General features: G+C 67.7%; 28 protein-coding genes. 1 reads left to right on the top strand and 27 read right to left on the bottom strand.

From position 1 onward, the window contains the following. The 8 genes from ABD204_RS06235 to infA form a co-directional block, all read right to left on the bottom strand. Positions 1-1,041 carry a GNAT family N-acetyltransferase gene (locus tag ABD204_RS06235; RefSeq protein WP_194423782.1) on the bottom strand — a complete coding sequence of 347 codons (1,041 nt, stop codon included), beginning with the start codon at positions 1,039-1,041 and terminating at the stop codon, positions 1-3. Between the two features lie 45 nt (positions 1,042-1,086). Further along, entirely contained in the window at positions 1,087-2,112 is a 1,026-nt protein-coding gene (locus tag ABD204_RS06230; RefSeq protein ID WP_194423781.1) for a GNAT family N-acetyltransferase, read from the bottom strand. Positions 2,113-2,232: 120 nt separating this feature from the next. Beyond that, positions 2,233-2,787 (bottom strand): 50S ribosomal protein L17, encoded by a 555-nt coding sequence (gene rplQ / locus ABD204_RS06225; RefSeq protein ID WP_194423780.1) that lies wholly within the window; start codon positions 2,785-2,787, stop codon positions 2,233-2,235. Positions 2,788-2,855: 68 nt separating this feature from the next. Beyond that, entirely contained in the window at positions 2,856-3,845 is a 990-nt protein-coding gene (locus tag ABD204_RS06220) for a DNA-directed RNA polymerase subunit alpha (protein ID WP_071044936.1), read from the bottom strand. A 157-nt stretch (positions 3,846-4,002) separates the two neighbouring features. Further along, positions 4,003-4,401, bottom strand: coding sequence for a 30S ribosomal protein S11 (rpsK, locus tag ABD204_RS06215; RefSeq protein WP_071044935.1), 399 nt, complete (start codon positions 4,399-4,401; stop codon positions 4,003-4,005). Between the two features lie 31 nt (positions 4,402-4,432). Next, positions 4,433-4,807: a 30S ribosomal protein S13 gene (rpsM, locus tag ABD204_RS06210; RefSeq protein WP_194423779.1), complete on the bottom strand. Its 375-nt coding sequence runs from the start codon at positions 4,805-4,807 to the stop codon at positions 4,433-4,435. Positions 4,808-4,936: 129 nt separating this feature from the next. Next, on the bottom strand, positions 4,937-5,053 hold the full coding sequence (rpmJ, locus tag ABD204_RS06205; RefSeq protein ID WP_055821300.1) for a 50S ribosomal protein L36: 117 nt from the start codon (positions 5,051-5,053) through the stop codon (positions 4,937-4,939). A gap of 79 nt (positions 5,054-5,132) precedes the next feature. Next, positions 5,133-5,354, bottom strand: a complete 222-nt coding sequence (infA, locus tag ABD204_RS06200; RefSeq protein ID WP_028496510.1) for a translation initiation factor IF-1 — start codon at positions 5,352-5,354, stop codon at positions 5,133-5,135. A 418-nt stretch (positions 5,355-5,772) separates the two neighbouring features. On the opposite strand from infA, the gene ABD204_RS06195 reads away from it, so the two are divergent. Continuing rightward, the gene (locus ABD204_RS06195; RefSeq protein WP_322597525.1) at positions 5,773-6,747 is read left to right on the top strand and encodes a hypothetical protein; all 975 of its coding nucleotides are present in this window, start codon (positions 5,773-5,775) and stop codon (positions 6,745-6,747) included. 76 nt (positions 6,748-6,823) lie between these two features. On the opposite strand, the gene ABD204_RS06190 is transcribed toward ABD204_RS06195, so the two are convergent. The 19 genes from ABD204_RS06190 to rpsS form a co-directional block, all read right to left on the bottom strand. After that, on the bottom strand, positions 6,824-7,510 hold the full coding sequence (locus tag ABD204_RS06190; RefSeq protein ID WP_241747785.1) for a DsbA family protein: 687 nt from the start codon (positions 7,508-7,510) through the stop codon (positions 6,824-6,826). A 15-nt stretch (positions 7,511-7,525) separates the two neighbouring features. After that, positions 7,526-8,371 carry a type I methionyl aminopeptidase gene (map, locus tag ABD204_RS06185; protein ID WP_409263976.1) on the bottom strand — a complete coding sequence of 282 codons (846 nt, stop codon included), beginning with the start codon at positions 8,369-8,371 and terminating at the stop codon, positions 7,526-7,528. 1 nt (position 8,372) lies between these two features. Beyond that, the gene (locus ABD204_RS06180) at positions 8,373-8,978 is read right to left on the bottom strand and encodes an adenylate kinase (protein ID WP_194423777.1); all 606 of its coding nucleotides are present in this window, start codon (positions 8,976-8,978) and stop codon (positions 8,373-8,375) included. Then, positions 8,975-10,297 (bottom strand): preprotein translocase subunit SecY, encoded by a 1,323-nt coding sequence (gene secY, locus ABD204_RS06175; RefSeq protein ID WP_194423776.1) that lies wholly within the window; start codon positions 10,295-10,297, stop codon positions 8,975-8,977. Before secY ends, ABD204_RS06180 begins: the two co-directional genes overlap by 4 nt. Positions 10,298-10,397: 100 nt before the next feature. Beyond that, positions 10,398-10,946, bottom strand: a complete 549-nt coding sequence (gene rplO / locus ABD204_RS06170; RefSeq protein WP_194423775.1) for a 50S ribosomal protein L15 — start codon at positions 10,944-10,946, stop codon at positions 10,398-10,400. Beyond that, entirely contained in the window at positions 10,946-11,131 is a 186-nt protein-coding gene (rpmD, locus tag ABD204_RS06165; protein WP_194424257.1) for a 50S ribosomal protein L30, read from the bottom strand. Before rpmD ends, rplO begins: the two co-directional genes overlap by 1 nt. Then, positions 11,131-11,823, bottom strand: a complete 693-nt coding sequence (rpsE, locus tag ABD204_RS06160; protein WP_194423774.1) for a 30S ribosomal protein S5 — start codon at positions 11,821-11,823, stop codon at positions 11,131-11,133. The genes rpmD and rpsE overlap by 1 nt, the downstream gene beginning before the upstream one ends. Then, positions 11,820-12,179: a 50S ribosomal protein L18 gene (gene rplR, locus ABD204_RS06155; protein WP_194423773.1), complete on the bottom strand. Its 360-nt coding sequence runs from the start codon at positions 12,177-12,179 to the stop codon at positions 11,820-11,822. Before rplR ends, rpsE begins: the two co-directional genes overlap by 4 nt. A 2-nt stretch (positions 12,180-12,181) precedes the next feature. Beyond that, complete coding sequence (gene rplF, locus ABD204_RS06150; protein WP_194423772.1) at positions 12,182-12,718, bottom strand: 50S ribosomal protein L6; 537 nt, start codon at positions 12,716-12,718, stop codon at positions 12,182-12,184. A 6-nt stretch (positions 12,719-12,724) separates the two neighbouring features. Next, a complete protein-coding gene (gene rpsH, locus ABD204_RS06145; RefSeq protein ID WP_194423771.1) occupies positions 12,725-13,123 on the bottom strand; it encodes a 30S ribosomal protein S8 in 399 nt (132 codons plus the stop codon). Positions 13,124-13,220: 97 nt separating this feature from the next. Then, complete coding sequence (gene rplE, locus ABD204_RS06140; protein WP_194423770.1) at positions 13,221-13,811, bottom strand: 50S ribosomal protein L5; 591 nt, start codon at positions 13,809-13,811, stop codon at positions 13,221-13,223. 2 nt (positions 13,812-13,813) lie between these two features. Further along, the gene (rplX, locus tag ABD204_RS06135) at positions 13,814-14,173 is read right to left on the bottom strand and encodes a 50S ribosomal protein L24 (protein ID WP_194423769.1); all 360 of its coding nucleotides are present in this window, start codon (positions 14,171-14,173) and stop codon (positions 13,814-13,816) included. 2 nt (positions 14,174-14,175) lie between these two features. Continuing rightward, positions 14,176-14,544: a 50S ribosomal protein L14 gene (gene rplN, locus ABD204_RS06130; RefSeq protein ID WP_194423768.1), complete on the bottom strand. Its 369-nt coding sequence runs from the start codon at positions 14,542-14,544 to the stop codon at positions 14,176-14,178. Then, a complete protein-coding gene (gene rpsQ / locus ABD204_RS06125) occupies positions 14,541-14,879 on the bottom strand; it encodes a 30S ribosomal protein S17 (protein ID WP_194423767.1) in 339 nt (112 codons plus the stop codon). The genes rplN and rpsQ overlap by 4 nt, the downstream gene beginning before the upstream one ends. Continuing rightward, positions 14,879-15,184: a 50S ribosomal protein L29 gene (gene rpmC / locus ABD204_RS06120; RefSeq protein ID WP_194423766.1), complete on the bottom strand. Its 306-nt coding sequence runs from the start codon at positions 15,182-15,184 to the stop codon at positions 14,879-14,881. The genes rpsQ and rpmC overlap by 1 nt, the downstream gene beginning before the upstream one ends. Then, a complete protein-coding gene (gene rplP / locus ABD204_RS06115) occupies positions 15,184-15,603 on the bottom strand; it encodes a 50S ribosomal protein L16 (RefSeq protein WP_194423765.1) in 420 nt (139 codons plus the stop codon). Before rplP ends, rpmC begins: the two co-directional genes overlap by 1 nt. After that, positions 15,603-16,349 carry a 30S ribosomal protein S3 gene (rpsC, locus tag ABD204_RS06110; protein WP_194423764.1) on the bottom strand — a complete coding sequence of 249 codons (747 nt, stop codon included), beginning with the start codon at positions 16,347-16,349 and terminating at the stop codon, positions 15,603-15,605. The genes rplP and rpsC overlap by 1 nt, the downstream gene beginning before the upstream one ends. Further along, positions 16,349-16,747, bottom strand: coding sequence for a 50S ribosomal protein L22 (rplV, locus tag ABD204_RS06105; RefSeq protein WP_194423762.1), 399 nt, complete (start codon positions 16,745-16,747; stop codon positions 16,349-16,351). The genes rpsC and rplV overlap by 1 nt, the downstream gene beginning before the upstream one ends. A 26-nt stretch (positions 16,748-16,773) precedes the next feature. Continuing rightward, the gene (gene rpsS / locus ABD204_RS06100; protein WP_194423760.1) at positions 16,774-17,055 is read right to left on the bottom strand and encodes a 30S ribosomal protein S19; all 282 of its coding nucleotides are present in this window, start codon (positions 17,053-17,055) and stop codon (positions 16,774-16,776) included. Between the last annotated feature and the right edge of the window lie 2 nt (positions 17,056-17,057).

Below are 17,057 nucleotides of genomic sequence, written 5' to 3'. Positions count from 1 at the left end.
TCAGAAGTGGGCGACGAAGACGCGGTCGCGTTCGGTCGCCACGAAACCCAGGCCTTCATAGAGCGAGTTCGCCCCCGTGGGACTGGCCGTGTCCACATCCAGGACCGCCCGCTCGAGCCCGGCGGTCGCGATGGCCGACAGGGTGCGGGTGATCACCAGCGGCGCGAGGCGGCGGCCGCGGTGCGCGCGGACCACGCCGATGAGGTCGATGTAGCTGTGGGTGGCACCCAGGGCGACCCAGTCGTCCTCGTTGACCGATGCCAGGCAGAACGCCGCCACCTCACCGTCGATCACCGCCAGGGTCGACAGGTCGCGTCGCAGGAATGCCCCGCCGGTGAATTGCGCCCACCGCTCCGGCGGCGTCGGAAGGCTCCCCCAATGGTCGCGGAAGGCGTCGTTGCGGGCATGACGCGTCGCCTCGTCGCGCGCGGGGTCGAAGCCCACGAGGGTCACGCCCTCCGCAACGCCGAGCTCCGGGATCGGATGCGACATGTGGCGCTCCATGGTCGTGAACCAGCGTCCGGTGACCATCCCGGCACGCTCGGCGAGCACGACGGTCCCGTCGTCGCCGTCGTGCGCGTACACGTGCACCTCGCCCGGCACGGCGCCTTCGCACGCGGCCAGCATCTGGCGTGCACGGGTCTGCTGCCAGGCCATCAACCGCGCGCCCAGACCCCGACGGCGCCACTGCGGATGCACCGCACCACTGAGGTGGATCTTGACCGCCACGGATGTGTCCGGGTGCCGCATCACCGATCCCACCGCGACGGGTTCCCCGTCGGCCGAGAAAGCGAGGGCCGTGTCGGTGAGATGATCGACGTCCGCGAGGGCGAACGTGTCGGCGACGTCCTCCCGCGGTGTCACCCACGTCGGATGGTCGACACGATCCGCCGCGGCGATCACCGCGTGCACCGCGTCGATATCGGCCGCCGTCGCCCCTCTCCACACCGCAACGTCAGGATGGGTCGGGTGTGACAGGTGCTGCGGAGCCGTCACGCGCGCGCTGAGCGGCGCACCGGCGGCGGACGGGGTCTGACTCACCCGCACACTCTATGCCCCGCCACACGCGCGCACAGCGGCTCACGCTCAATAGTGGCGGGTGAAGACCTGCTCGCGATCGCGCTCGACGAACCCGAGGCTCTCGTAGAGGGTGTTCGCGCCGGTCGGGCTGTCGGTGTCGACATCGAGCTGCGTGGCCTTGAGGCCGCTGGCGGCCATCGCCCGCAGCGTCCGACGGATCACGCGCGGCGCGAGCCCCTTGCCCCGGTGGGCCCGCACGACGCCGACGTACTCGATGTAGGCGTAGGGCAGTCCGCGGCGCTCCCAGTTCTCCTCGTTGACGGTCACGAGGCAGAACGCCGCGACCTCGCCGTCGATGACGGCCACCGTCGACAGCTCGAGGCTGAAGTGTTCCGACCCGGTGAACGACCCCCAGTACTCCTCCGAGTACGGCACGCTGCCCCAGTGGTCACGGAAGGCGTCGTTTCGGGCCAGGCGCACATCGTCGACGCGGTCGGCGGTCAGCGGCACGAGGTCCACCCCGGCCTCGATGTCACCCTCGACCTCGAAGACCGGCTCGGTGAGGTCGCGCTCCATGACGACGAACCAGCGGCCCACCGTCATCCCGAGCGCTCCGGCGATGGCGGCGGCGCCCGGGTCGTTCTCGTGGACATACTGCTCGATGACGCCGTCGACGGTCGCCTCCGTTTCGGCCGCGAGCAACTGGAGGGCCCGGTCGTACTGCCACCGTCCCACGATGGTGCCCAGTCCGCGGCGGCGCATGTCGGGCACGACTGCGCCCTGCAGACTCACCCGCACCTCGAGCGAGGTGTCCTCCTGCTTGATCGCGGCACCCACGGCGACGATGCGCCCCTCGGGCGTCTCCCCGACCAGCAGGTCCTCGGCGGTCGTCTGCGGCAGCTCGAACCAGTCCTCCACGTCCCCGCGGGCGAAGGCCCACGTCGGGTGGTCGACTTCGTCGGCGGACACGAGCGCCGCGTGGATCGCGTCGATGTCCTCGGGGGTCGGGGATCGCCACGCCACGTCGGGATGCGCGACGGGTGCGAGGGTCTCGGGGGCGGACACACGGTGGTTCAGGGTCTGATCGGCCACCTCCCCACGGTACGCGGGCACCCCCGGGGCCGGTCAAACCGAGCGCGTAACGACGGAAGGCCCGCCCCCTCGCGGGTGGCGGGCCTTCCGGCTGCGATGATCCGGCAGAGCCGGCGGGCGTCACTTCGTGGTGTCGGCGTCCTCGGCGGCGGCCTCGGCGGCTTCGCCCTCCTCGGTCGACTCGGCGCCGGCCTCGTCGGCGGGAGCCTCGGCCGGGGTCTCCTCGGCCGGGGTCTCCTCGGCCGGGGTCTCCTCGGCCGGGGTCTCCTCGGCGACCGGCGCGGCGGTCTTCTTGGTGTTCTTCGCCTTCGGCGTGACCGGCTCGAGGACGAGCTCGATCACGGCCATGGGAGCGTTGTCACCCTTGCGGTTGCCGACCTTGGTGATGCGGGTGTAGCCGCCCTCACGCTCGGCGACCAGCGGTGCGATCTCGGCGAACAGGATGTGCACGACTTCCTTGTCACCGATGATCGACTGCACGCGACGACGGGCGTGCAGGTCACCGCGCTTGGCGAACGTGATCAGACGCTCGGCCAGCGGACGGAGGCGCTTCGCCTTGGTCTCGGTGGTCTTGATCGACTTGTGGGTGAACAACGCCGCGGCGAGGTTCGCAAGCATCAGACGCTCGTGTGCGGGGCCGCCTCCGAGGCGGGGACCCTTCGTGGGCTTGGGCATTTCTCAATTACTCCAGGTGGGAAAAGTCGGTCGGAAACGGTGGCCGGTCAGTCCGGCCGCCGTGCGGCTCAGGCGTTTTCTTCGTCGTAGCCGGCGTAGAAGTGCGCGCCGTCGAACCCGGGGACCGAGTCCTTGAGCGAAAGGCCGAGCGAGACGAGCTTGTCGCGCACCTCGTCGACCGACTTCTGACCGAAGTTGCGGATGTTCATCAGCTGGGTCTCCGACAGGGCGACCAGTTCGCTGACCGTGTTGATGCCTTCACGCTTCAGGCAGTTGTACGAACGCACCGACAGATCGAGGTCCTCGATCGGCATCGACAGCTCGTTCGAGGCGACCTCGGCGACCGGCGCCGGGCCGATCTCGATGCCCTCGGCCTCGACGTTCAGCTCGCGGGCGAGACCGAACAGCTCGGTGAGGGTGCGGCCCGCCGACGCGACGGCGTCGCGCGGGGCGATCGAGGGCTTGGTCTCGACATCCAGGACGAGCTTGTCGAAGTCGGTGCGCTCACCGGCACGGGTGGCGTCGACGCGGTAGCTGACCTTGAGGACCGGCGAGTAGATCGAGTCGACCGGGATCTGACCGGCCTCGGCGTACTCGTTGCGGTTCTGGTTCGCCGACACGTAGCCGCGGCCACGCTCGATGGTCAGCTCGAGCTCGAACTTCGCGGTGTCGTTGAGGGTCGCGATGACCAGCTCCGGGTTGTGCACCTCGACGCCGGCCGGTGCCGAGATGTCGGCGGCGGTGACCTCGCCCGAACCCGTCTTGCGCAGGTACGCGGTGATCGGCTCGTCGCGCTCACTCGACACGACCAGCTGCTTGATGTTCAGGATGATCTCGGTGACATCTTCCTTCACACCCGGGATGGTGCTGAACTCGTGCAGGACGCCGTCGATGCGGATACCGGTGACGGCCGCGCCGGGGATCGACGAGAGCAGGCTGCGACGCAGCGCGTTGCCGATCGTGTAACCGAAGCCGGGCTCGAGCGGCTCGATGACGAAGCGGCTGCGGAACTCCCCGATCTTCTCCTCGTTCAGGGTGGGACGCTGTGCGATGAGCACTATGTGTTCCTTTCGGCTAAGTGCCCGCTATATGACACTTGCTGGTTGAGTTGTTGAGTTGTGGGACGGCCCGCATGTGGCGGTCCGTCGTGAAAACGACCGAATCCCGGGCCGATGCGCGGGCGTACCCACGCACCGGAACCCGGGTGCGGCAAACTCAGACGCGGCGGCGCTTCGGGGGGCGGCAGCCGTTGTGCGCCTGCGGGGTGACGTCCTGGATGGACCCCACCTCGAGGCCGGCGGCCTGCAGCGAGCGGATCGCGGTCTCGCGGCCCGAACCCGGGCCCTTCACGAACACGTCGACCTTCTTCACGCCGTGGTCCTGTGCCTGACGCGCGGCGGCCTCGGCGGCCATACCTGCGGCGTACGGGGTCGACTTGCGCGAACCCTTGAAGCCGACGCCACCGGAGGAGGCCCAGCTGATGACGGCGCCCGAGGGGTCGGTGATCGAGACGATCGTGTTGTTGAACGTCGACTTGATGTGGGCCTGGCCCAGCGCGATGTTCTTCTTTTCCTTGCGGCGCGGCTTGCGCGCAGCGGTCTTGGCCTGTGCCATGAGTGTTCTCCTCTAAACCTTGCAGCGCGCCTTAGCGGGCCTTCTTCTTACCGGCGACGGTGCGCTTCGGGCCCTTGCGGGTGCGAGCGTTCGTCTTCGTGCGCTGGCCGCGCACGGGCAGGCCACGGCGGTGACGCAGGCCTTCGTAGGAGCCGATCTCGACCTTGCGGCGGATGTCGGCGGCCACCTCGCGGCGGAGGTCACCCTCGACCTTGTAGGTGCCCTCGATGAAGTCGCGGAGCGCGACGAGCTGGTCGTCGGTGAGGTCCTTGACGCGGATGTTCCCGTCGATCTCGGTCGAAGCGAGGATCTCGGCGGAACGGGTACGGCCGATGCCGTAGATGTACGTGAGAGCGATCACCACGCGCTTGTCGCGCGGGATGTCGACTCCGGCCAGACGTGCCATGTCATCTCCAAAGGAGTGTCGTGGAGGTGTGGAGCAGGATCGGTGCCCGGGCCTCCGCCCCGAGGTGTCCCCCTTGCGGGTTCTGATCCTGCCGTAGAGGTGTGTTCAGTTGTCCGTGGTGGTACTGCCTCAGCCCTGGCGCTGCTTGTGACGCGGGTTGGACTTGCAGATGACCATGACGCGGCCGTTGCGACGGATGACCTTGCAGTGGTCGCAGATCGGCTTGACGCTGGGGTTGACCTTCATTTTTCTTTTCCTTGTTCGCTGTCTTCGTGCCGCGGCACGCGGGGTTCGCCGCGCTCCGGGCCGTTACTTCTCGACCGGCTCAGCGGTAGCGGTACACGATCCGACCCCGCGTGAGGTCGTACGGGCTGAGTTCGACGACGACGCGGTCTTCGGGGATGATGCGGATGTAGTTCTGCCGCATCTTTCCGGAGATCGTGGCCAGCACCTTGTGCCCGTTGGTCAGCTCAACGCGGAACATCGCGTTGGGTAGCGCCTCGGAGATGACGCCCTCGATCTCGATGACACCGTCTTTCTTCGCCATAAACTCACTATCGCTCGTGCAGCTCGCGCGCCCGGGGCAGCCCCACGGCCACAGGCCATGTTGACGCCCCGTGCAGCCGGTCGGTCTGCGGTGATGGGGTTCGGTGCGTGGACACGCCACGACAGGCGCAACGCACCAAAGAACGAGCATACGTGGTATTGCCCGCCCACACAACTACGCACGACGCTGCCCCGCTCCCCCATCCGCTCCCCGGGGGCCCGAACCCGCCCGCGACCGTCCCCGCCCCCGGCGAGCCCGCGATAAACCCGGTTCGCCGGGACAAACCCCGCATTGCGCGATGCCTCGCGCCGATCCGGGTGTGTCGACGATTCCTCCCCAACCGCCGTCGCCGTTGGCGGATCCCCGACGACGGCCACCCCGAGCACGAGGGGATGCGCCGAACCGGCAGTGTCGGCATATGCCGGACTCCACTTCCCTCCTGCGACCGTCGCCCGTTCCCCTCCATTGCGCACGCGCGTTCGACACCGGGAGGTTGCGCGTGCGTGCCGACCAGGACTTCATCCGCGTCCGCACCGGCGTCTACGCGGAACGTCGGCTCTGGCACGGGCTTGCGCCGTGGGACCGCTATCTCGCTCGCGTGCACGCCGTGGCCGCCCGCCGACCGGGAACCGTCTTCGCTTTCGAGTCCGCTGCAGCGCTCCTCGGTCTGCCGATCTTCGGCGAACCCGCCGACATCCACGTGTACGACCCCGAACGGTCGCGCTCGCGTCGCTTCGGAGACGTGGCCGTCCACACCAGCGAAGACCCGAGAATGATCCGTAGCGGCGTGATCAGCGTCACGTCGGTGGCCGACACGACCCTCGACCTGCTGCGCGTTCTCACGCCGGCGTTCGCTCTGGCGGTTGCGGACGCCGCGATCGCTCCGCTCCGCTCGGATGCCGCGGACCGCTCGCATATGCGGGCCCTCGCCGAGTCGCGGGCGAACCCGCGCCGCCGCGACCAGGTCCTCTGGGCGGTGGACCGGGCCGATCCTCGGTCTGAGTCGCCCGGCGAATCGATCAGCCGCGCGGTGATCGAATGGTCGGGGTTCGAGGCCCCGGAACTGCAGCGCTGGTTTTCGAGCGAAGGCTTCGACGACCGCGTCGACTTCTTCTTCCCGCGCGCCCGCGCCATCGGCGAGTCCGACGGATACGGCAAGTACGCCGCAAGCGAGGCCCCCGAAGCAGTGAGAGCCATCGTCGCCGAGAAACGACGCGAAGACCGCCTCCGGCGGCAGTGCGACGGCTTCGCACGATGGGATCGAGCGGACGCGCTCGCGGTGACACCGCTGCGCCGCAAACTGCACGCAGCGGGCCTTCGTCCGGAGCGGGCGGAGCACGCGGCGATGCTCGCCACGCTCGCGACCCGACGCGCCGACGGCCGGTGGCGATGAATGCGAAACGCCCCGAGAAACCCGGCGATGCGTGGTTTCTCGGGGCGTTCGGCGTTTATCGACCCGGGCTGCGCGGTCAGTCGAAGAGCGAGGCCAGGTTCTCGGGCTCGGGCAGCTCGGAGTTGGCGATGACCTCGCCGTTGACCTCGACGGTCGGCGTCGCGATGCCGGAGTTGCCCGGCTGGACCGGGGTGTTCTGGGTCATCGCGGTGACGTAGTCGGTGTACTCGCCCTCGGTCACGCACGCGTCGATGCCCGTCACGCCGACACCTTCGGCCACGGCGAGGAGCTCGTCATCCGACAGGCCCTCGGTGTTCTCCGCCGGCTGACCGGCGAACAGCGCCTGCATGAACGGCACCGCCGCGTCGGGGTCGGCTTCGGCGACGCAGTACATCGCGTTGGCCGCCCGGGTCGAGTACTCGGTGCCCTGCGAGAAGCGGTCGAGGATCGAGATGGGGTGGATGTTGAGCGTGATCGTGCCGTCATCGACGAGATCGAGGATCGCGTCCCCGTAGACCTCTTCGAACTGACCGCAGATGGGGCACATGAAGTCGATGTACTCGTCCAGGCTCTGCTCACCGTCGCCGACGACGATCGCGCCGGTCTCCTGGTTGATGCCGGATCCCTGCGGGGGCTCACCCGGATCGGTGGCGGCACTGTTCATCCACACCACCAGCGCGGTCACGACGACGAGCACCGCCACGACCACGACGCTGACCCACACGGCGAACCAGTTGGTCTGCTTCGCGCTCGCTGCCATCATGCTGCGTTCCTCTTCCTATGCGATCTCTCGGGGTGTGACACCGAACGGAGCGAGGCCCTCCGCCCCGCCGTCGGGCGCCGTGAGCACCCACACCCCGCCATCATGCAGGGCGACGCTATGTTCCCAATGTGAGCCGGCCATGCCGTCGACCGTTGAGACGGTCCAGCCGTCGTCCTCGACGAACGTGACGTCACTGCCGGCGACCACCATCGGCTCGATCGCCAGCACGAGTCCCGGACGCACCTCGGGCCCGGGGTCGGCGACGCGGTAGTTGAACACCGACGGCGATTCATGCATCTTCCGCCCGATGCCGTGTCCGACGTACTCGCGCAGGATGCCGTACTCGCCCTGGGCTTCGATGTAGGCCTGGATCGCCGCGCCGATCTCCCCGATGTGCTTCGCCGTCGACATCGCCGCGATCCCGGCCCACAGGGAACCCTGCGTCACGCGCGACAGCTCTTCGCGGGCGGCGACGAGGTCGGGGCGCGCGGGATCGGGGATGACCACGGTGAACGCCGAGTCTCCGTTCCAGCCGCGGTATTCCGCCCCGGCGTCGATGGAGACGATGTCACCGGGTTCGAGCACGCGGTCACCGGGGATGCCGTGCACGACCTGCTCGTTGACCGACGCGCAGATGGTGTGCCGGTAGCCGCGCACCATCTGGAAGTTCGATTTCGCCCCGCGCGAGGTGATGACCTCGGACGCGGCGGCGTCGAGTTCGCCCGTGGTGACCCCGGGGGCGATCAGCGCACGGACGGCCGCGAGGGCGTCTGAGGTGATGCGGCCGGGCTCGATCATCGAGCGCAGCTGCGCGGGGGTCTTGTAGGGGGAACGGCGACCGGGGATCAGCGACCGCGACACGTCAGGCCAGCGCGCGCCGTGTGAGGCCGCGCTGCTCGAGTGCCGCGACGATGCGCTCGGTGATCTCGTCGAGAGATCCCACCCCGTCGATCGTGTCGACGGCCCCGCGCTCGCGGTACACACCGAGGATGGGCGCCGTCTCGCGCTCGTAGATGCCGAGACGGTTCGCGATGACCTCTTCGGTGTCATCGGTACGCCCCTGCTCCTGCGCCCGCTGGGTGAGGCGGGCGATGCTCTCCTCACGGGGCACGTTCAGCTCGATGACCGCGTCGATCTTCTCGCCGCGCGCCTCCAGGAACGCGTCGAGGTCGGCGACCTGGCCGAGGTTGCGCGGGTAACCGTCCAGGAGGAAACCGTCGGCCGCGTCCTCCTGCGCCAGGCGGTCGGCGACGACGGCGCTGGTGAGCTCGTCGGGAACGAGGTTCCCCGCCTCGATGAGGGTCTTGACCTGGTTTCCCAGATCGGTGCCGGCCGCGACCGCGGCGCGGAACATGTCGCCGGTCGAGATGGCAGGGATGCCGAAGGCTTCGGCGATACGCACGCCCTGCGTGCCCTTCCCGGAGCCCTGCGGGCCCACGATCAGAAGTCGAGCGGTCTGGTCCGTCATCGGAGGAGCCCTTCGTAGTGACGCTGCTGAAGCTGAGCGTCGATCTGCTTCACGGTTTCGAGACCGACACCGACGATGATGAGGATCGACGCACCGCCGAACGGGAAGTTCTGGTTGGCCCCGACCGTGGCCAGCGCGATCAGCGGCAGCAACGCGATCAGACCGAGGTAGATCGAGCCGGGCAGCGTGATGCGGGTGAGCACGTAGTCGAGGTACTCGGCCGTGGGGCGACCGGCGCGGATGCCGGGGATGAATCCGCCGTACTTCTTCATGTTGTCGGCGACATCGACCGGGTTGAAGGTGATGGCGACGTAGAAGTATGTGAATCCGACGATCAGCAGGAAGTAGGTCGCCATGTAGATCGGCGAGTCACCCGTGGTGAAGTACTGTGCGATCCACGCCACCCACGGTGCCGCTTCCTCGCCGGCCTGCGGCTGGTTGAACTGCGCGATGAGGGCCGGGATGTACAACAGCGACGAAGCGAAGATGACGGGCACCACGCCGGCCATGTTGACCTTGATCGGGATGTAGGTGTTCGTGCCGCCGTACGTGCGCCGACCGACCATGCGCTTGGCGTACTGCACGGGGATGCGCCGCTGCGACTGTTCGACGAAGACGACGAGGGCGACCACGACGATGCCGACGGCGAGCACCAGCAAGAAGACCTCGAAGCCCTGCGAGGTGGCGATCGCCCACATCGAGGCGGGGAAGGCCGCGGCGATGGAGGTGAAGATCAGCAGCGACATGCCGTTGCCGATGCCGCGCTCGGTGACCAGCTCGGCGAACCACATGATGAGGCCCGTGCCGGCGGTCATGGTGATGATCATGAGCAGCTGCGCCCACCACACGTCGTTGGTGAGCACCTGCTGGCAGGCGGCGACGTCGGTGACGCCGAACAGCTGACCGCTGCGTGCGACCGTGACGAGGGTCGTCGACTGCAGCAGCGCCAGGGCGATCGTCAGATAGCGCGTGTACTGCGTCAGCTTGGCCTGCCCCGACTGGCCCTCCTTGTAGAGGGTCTCGAAGTGCGGGATGACCACCCGCAACAGCTGCACGATGATCGTCGCGGTGATGTAGGGCATGACGCCCAGCGCGAAGATCGACAACTGCAACAGCGCGCCGCCGGAGAACAGGTTCACGAGCGAGAGGAGCCCCTCGGTCGTGCCGGTGATCTGCAGGCACTCCTGGATGTTCGGGAAGTCCACGAACGGTGCCGGGATGTGCGCACCCAGACGGTAGATGGCGATGATCGCGAGGGTGAACGCGATCTTCCGCCGTAGGTCGGGGGTGCGGAAGACCCGCGCGATGGCGCTGAACAAGACGATGCCTCCAGGTGGGAATGCGAGGCGGCACACGGGCACGCCGCTACCCAGGGTAGCCGAACGGGGGCCGGAGTGACCTCCGACCCCCGTCAGGGACTTACTTGATCGACCCGCCCGCGGCGACGATCTTCTGCTCGGCCGAGCCGGAGACCTTGTCGACGTCGACGGTGAGGGCCACCGAGATGTCGCCGGTGCCGAGCACCTTGACCTTCTCGTTCTTGCGGACGGCACCCTTGGCGACCAGGTCGCTCACGGTGACGTCACCGCCCTGCGGGTACAGTTCCGCGAGCTTGCTCAGGTTCACGACCTGGTACTCGACGCGGAACGGGTTCTTGAACCCACGCAGCTTCGGGGTGCGCATGTGCAGCGGCATCTGGCCACCCTCGAAGCCGGGGCGCACCTGGTAGCGCGCCTTCGTGCCCTTGGTGCCACGACCGGCGGTCTTACCCTTCGAGCCCTCACCACGACCGACGCGGGTCTTGGCGGTGTGGGCGCCGGGGACCGGACGCAGGTGGTGGACCTTCAGCACACCGGGGCGCGAGGCGGCAGCCTCGGTCTCGGCGGGCTTGGCGGACTTCTTCGCGGCCGGCTTGGCCGTCTTCTTCGCCGGAGCCTTCTCGGCTTCGACCTTGTCGTTCTCAGCCATCAGTCGATCTCCTCAACCTTCACGAGGTGGGCGACGGTCTTGACGTAGCCGCGCGTCTGCGCGTCGTCGGGGCGGACGACGGTGTCGCCGATCCGCTTGAGACCGAGGCTGCGCAGCGTGTCACGCTGGTTCTGCTTCTCGCTCACCTTGGACTTGACCTGGGTCACCTTCAGACGTGCGGCCATCATGCACCAGCCTTCGCAGTGGCGGCGGCCTCGGCCTCCGCACGCACGAGACGGGCGGGGGCGACCTGGTCGAACTCGAGGCCACGACGCGCGGCGACCGCGCGGGGCTCCTCGAGCTGCTTCAGGGCCTCCACCGTCGCGTGGACGATGTTGATCGTGTTCGACGAGCCGAGCGACTTCGACAGCACGTCGTGGATGCCGGCGCACTCGAGCACGGCACGCACCGGACCACCGGCGATGACACCGGTACCGGCAGCGGCCGGGCGCAGGAGCACCACACCGGCTGCGGCCTCACCCTGCACCGGGTGCGGGATGGTCGAGGCCGAGCGGGGAACGCGGAAGAAGTTGCGCTTGGCCTCTTCGACACCCTTCGAGATCGCCAGGGGCACCTCACGGGCCTTGCCGTAGCCGACGCCGACCACACCGTTTCCGTCGCCGACGACGACGAGCGCGGTGAAGCTGAAGCGACGACCACCCTTGACGACCTTCGAGACGCGGTTGATGGTGACGACGCGCTCGAGGAACTGGTTGTCGCCCCGGTCACGCGAACCGCGGTCGCGGTTGTTGTTGCGCTCGCGACCGCCGCGGCGGCCTTCGCGCGGCTCGCGCTCGGTCTGCGGCGCCTCGGCAGCGGCCTGCTCGGGCGCGGCCTGCTCGGTGGCGGTCACTTCGGTCTCCTTGTTGTCACTCACAGGTTCAGCCCTCCCTCGCGGGCACCGTCGGCGATCGCGGCGACGCGGCCGGCGTAGCGGTTGCCGCCACGGTCGAACACGACTTCCTCGACACCGGCGGCCTTCGCGCGCTCGGCGACGAGCTCGCCGACCTTGCGCGCCTTGGCGGTCTTGTCACCGTCGAACGAGCGCAGATCCGACTCGAGCGTGGACGCGGACGCGACCGTGTGGCCCTTGCCGTCGTCGACGACCTGGACGAACACGTGGCGTGCCGAGCGGGTCACGACCAGGCGCGGACGCACCTCGGTGCCGACGATCTTCTTGCGAAGGCGGGCGTGACGACGCGCACGGGCGACGTTCTTCGACTTCACAGCCATGCTTACTTACCAGCCTTTCCGGCCTTGCGGCGGACAACCTCGCCCGCGTAACGCACACCCTTGCCCTTGTAAGGCTCGGGCTTGCGGATCTTGCGGATGTTGGCAGCCGTCTCGCCGACGGCCTGCTTGTCGATTCCGCTCACGGTGACCTTGTTGTTGCCTTCGACCGTGAACGTGATGCCTGCCGGCGGCTCGACCAGGACGGGGTGCGAGAAGCCGAGGGCGAACTCGATGTTCGACCCCTTCTGCTGCACGCGGTATCCGGTACCGACGACCTCGAGGCCCTTGGAGTAGCCCTGGGTGACACCGATGATGTTGTTGTTGATGAGGGTGCGGGTCAGGCCGTGGAGCGACCGAGACTCGCGCTCGTCGTCGGGACGGGTCACGATGACCTGGTTCTCCTCGACGGCGACTTCGATGGGTCGGGCGATGGTGACGCTCAGTTCACCCTTGGGGCCCTTGACGAAGACATCGCGGCCGTCGACCGAAACGGTCACTCCGGCGGGGATGTCGATGGGAAGACGTCCGATTCTCGACATGTCAGATCACCACACGTAGGCGAGGACTTCCCCACCCACGCCCTTCGATTCGGCCTGGCGGTCGGTGAGAAGACCGGAGGAGGTGGACAGGATGGCGACGCCGAGGCCGCCGAGCACCGTGGGGATCTCGGTCGACTTGGCGTACACGCGCAGGCCGGGCTTGGACACGCGCTTGATACCCGCGATGGAACGCTCGCGGTTGGGGCCGTACTTGAGCGTGAGGGTCAGGGTCTGACCGACGCGGGCGTCCTCGACGGCCCAGCCGGAGATGTAGCCCTCCTGCTTGAGGATCTCGGCGATGTGGGTCTTGAGCTTCGAGCTCGGCAGCGACACGGAGTCGTGGTGTGCCGAGTTCGCGTTGCGCAGACGGGTCAGCATGTCTGCGACCGGGTCTGTCATCGTCATGGATTGCTTCTTTCTGTCACCAGGTTTCGTACGCCGTTACACGACGGCCGACCTGTGGTGGTGTGTGGGCCCGGAAGTCCCGGGCCCACGGGGTAAGTCACGCCTGGGCGTCGTCCGTGCGGAACGGGAAGCCGAGGTGGCGCAGGAGAGCGCGGCCCTCGTCGTCGGTCTTCGCCGAGGTCACGACCGTGATGTCGAAGCCGCGGACGCGGTCGATACGATCCTGGTCGATCTCGTGGAACACCGACTGCTCCTGGAGGCCGAACGTGTAGTTGCCGTTGCCGTCGAACTGCTTGCCCGACAGACCGCGGAAGTCGCGGATGCGGGGCAGAGCGAGGTTGACCAGACGGTCGACGAACTCCCACGCGCGGTCACCGCGGAGGGTGACGTGCGCGCCGATGGCCTGTCCTTCGCGCAGCTTGAACTGCGCGATCGACTTGCGGGCCTTGGTGACGACCGGCTTCTGACCGGTGATCTTGGTGAGGTCCTCGACCGCACCGTCGATCACCTTGCTGTCGCGAGCTGCCTCGCCGACGCCGGTGTTCACGACGACCTTCACCAGACCGGGGATCTGCATGACGTTCGCGTAGCCGAACTCCTCCTGCAGGGCCTTCTTGATGTCGGTGTTGTACTTCTGCTTCAGGCGAGGCTGGATTTTGCCAGTCTCAGCGGCAGTGGCGGTGCTCATGTTCAGAGGTCCTTGCCTGACTTCTTCGCGTAGCGCACGCGGACCGTGCGCTTGACGCCGTCCTTGACCTGCTCCTCGACCCGGTGGCCGACGCGGGTCGGCTTCTTGGTCTCGGGGTCGACGACGGCGACGTTGGAGATGTGGATCGGGGCTTCCATCGTCTCGATGCCGCCCGTCTTGGTGCCGCGCTGGGACTGGCCCACGCGGCTGTGCTTGGTGACGTAGTTCACGCCCTCGACGATGACGCGGTTCTGCTCGACAAGGACCTCGAGGACCTTGCCCTGCTTGCCGCGGTCGCCGCCGCGCTCGGGCTTGGCGCCCGAGATGACCTGAACCAGGTCGCCCTTCTTGATGTTCGCCATGATCAGATGACCTCCGGGGCGAGCGAGACGATCTTCATGAACTTCTTGTCGCGAAGCTCACGGCCGACCGGCCCGAAGATACGGGTGCCGCGGGGCTCCCCGTCGGTCTTCAGGATCACGGCGGCGTTCTCGTCGAACTTGATGTACGACCCGTCGGGACGACGGGTGTGCTTGACGGTGCGGACGACGACGGCCTTGACCACGTCGCCCTTCTTGACGTTTCCGCCGGGGATGGCGTCCTTGACCGTGGCGACGATGGTGTCGCCCAGGCCCGCGTAGCGGCGGTTGGACCCACCCAGCACGCGGATCGTCAGCAGCTCTTTGGCGCCGGTGTTGTCGGCGACCTTCAGCCGGGACTCGTTCTGAATCACTTTGCCTTCTCCAGGATCTCCACGAGACGCCAGCGCTTGGTGGCGCTCAGCGGACGCGTCTCGTTGATGACGACGAGGTCGCCGACGCCGGCGGTGTTCTCTTCGTCGTGGGCCTTCACCTTCGAGGTGCGGCGCATGACCTTGCCGTAGAGCGGGTGCTTCACGCGGTCCTCGACCTCGACGACGATGGTCTTGTCCATCTTGTCGCTGACGACGTAGCCGCGGCGGGCCTTGCGGTACCCGCGGGCGTCGGCGTCACGCACGTCGTGTTCGGCGTGCTCGTGGCCGGCAACCTGCTCCGCGGCCTCGGCGGCTGCCTTCTTCGTGGTGGCCATCACTCAGCCTCTTCCTTCGCGGCCTCGGCGGTGTCCGCCTTCTTGGCCTTGCTCTTCTTCGCCTTCGTCTCGACGGGCGCGGGCGTGGCACGGATGCCGAGCTCGCGCTCGCGGATCACGGTGTAGAGCCGCGCGATGTCGCGCTTGACCGCACGGATGCGGCCGTGGCTCTCCAGCTGCCCGGTGGCCGACTGGAAGCGCAGGTTGAACAGCTCTTCCTTGGCCTTGCGCAGCTCCTCGACGAGGCGCTGGTCTTCGAACGTGTCCAGCTCGCTGGTCGCGAGCGTCTTGGTGCCGATCGCCATTACGCGTCGCCCTCCTCGCGCTTGATGATGCGTGCCTTCAGCGGCAGCTTGTGGATTGCGCGGGTCAGCGCCTCACGAGCCAGTTCCTCGTCGACGCCCGAGACCTCGAAGAGGACCCGGCCCGGCTTGACGTTTGCGACCCACCACTCCGGCGAACCCTTACCGGAACCCATGCGGGTTTCGGCCGGCTTCTTGGTCAGCGGTCGGTCGGGGTAGATGTTGATCCACACCTTTCCGCCACGCTTGATGTGACGCGTCATGGCGATACGAGCGGACTCGATCTGACGGTTGGTCACGTAGGCGGGCGTCAGGGCCTGGATGCCGTACTCACCGAAGGACACCTTGGTGCCACCGGTGGCCTGGCCACCGCGCTTGGGGTGGTGCTGCTTGCGGTACTTGACCTTGCGGGGGATGAGCATTACGCCGACGCTCCTTCTGCGACCGGGGCCTCGTTGCGGGGGCCACGGCGGCGGTCACCGCGCTCGCGCGACGGCTTCTGAGCCGCCTGCTCGCGCGCCAGTTCCTTGTTGGTGAGATCGCCCTTGTAGATCCAGACCTTCACGCCGATGCGACCGAAGGTGGTCTTGGCCTCGTAGAAGCCGTAGTCGATGTTCGCGCGGAGGGTGTGCAGGGGCACACGGCCTTCGCGGTAGAACTCCGAGCGGCTCATCTCGGCGCCGCCGAGGCGGCCCGACACCTGGATGCGGACACCCTTGGCTCCGGCACGCTGCGCGCCCTGCAGGCCCTTGCGCATCGCGCGGCGGAAGGCCACACGGGCGGCGAGCTGCTCGGCGATGCCCTGGGCGACCAGCTGAGCGTCGGTCTCGGGGTTCTTGACCTCGAGGATGTTCAGCTGGATCTGCTTGCCGGTGAGCTTTTCGAGGTCGCCGCGGATGCGCTCGGCCTCGGCGCCACGGCGACCGATGACGATGCCCGGACGCGCGGTGTGGATGTCGACGCGGACGCGGTCACGCGTGCGCTCGATCTCGATGTTGCTCACGCCGGCACGGTCGAGCTGCTTCTGCAGCAGCTGACGGATCTTGATGTCCTCGGCGACGTAGTCGGCGTAGCGCTGGCCGGGCTTCGTCGAGTCGGAGAACCACCGCGACACGTGGTCGGTGGTGATGCCGAGGCGGAAGCCGTACGGGTTGACTTTCTGTCCCATTACTTGCTCGCCTTCTTGGTCTCGGCGCCGCCCGCGGTCTCGGCGACCTCGGGCGTCGACAGCACGACCGTGATGTGGCTCGTGCGCTTCTTGATCTGGAATGCACGACCCTGGGCACGGGGCTGGAAACGCTTGAGCGTCGTGCCCTCGTCCACGTACGCGTTCTTCACGTACAGGTCCTGGTCGTCCAGGTACTCGCCGTCCTTGTCGGCCTTCACGCGAGCGTTCGCGATCGCCGAGGCGACGAGCTTGTAGATCGGCTCACTCGCACCCTGCGGTGCGAACTTGAGGATGGCCAGGGCCTCCTCGGCCTGCTTGCCCTTGATGAGGGCAACGACACGACGAGCCTTCTGAGGGGTCACGCGGATGTGTCGCACACGGGCGATGGACTCCACCATTTCTCTCTCCTCTCAGCGCCCCCGCGTCAGCGGCGGCGGCCCTTCTTGTCGTCCTTCTCGTGGCCGCGGAAGGTGCGGGTGGGCGCGAACTCGCCCAGCTTGTGGCCGACCATGGTCTCGGTCACGAACACGGGGATGTGCTTGCGACCGTCGTGCACGGCGATCGTGTGGCCCAGCATGGCCGGGATGATCATCGAGCGACGGGACCAGGTCTTGATGACGTTCTTCGAACCCGACTCGTTCTGCGACACGACCTTGCGAAGCAGGTGCTCGTCGACGAAGGGGCCCTTCTTGAGACTGCGTGGCATCT

Source organism: Microbacterium aquimaris (assembly GCF_039531285.1).
GTDB classification, from domain to species: Bacteria; Actinomycetota; Actinomycetes; order Actinomycetales; family Microbacteriaceae; genus Microbacterium; species Microbacterium aquimaris.
Note: the sequence above shows the minus strand (reverse complement) of the source record. Positions and strands in the feature narration are given on the sequence as shown.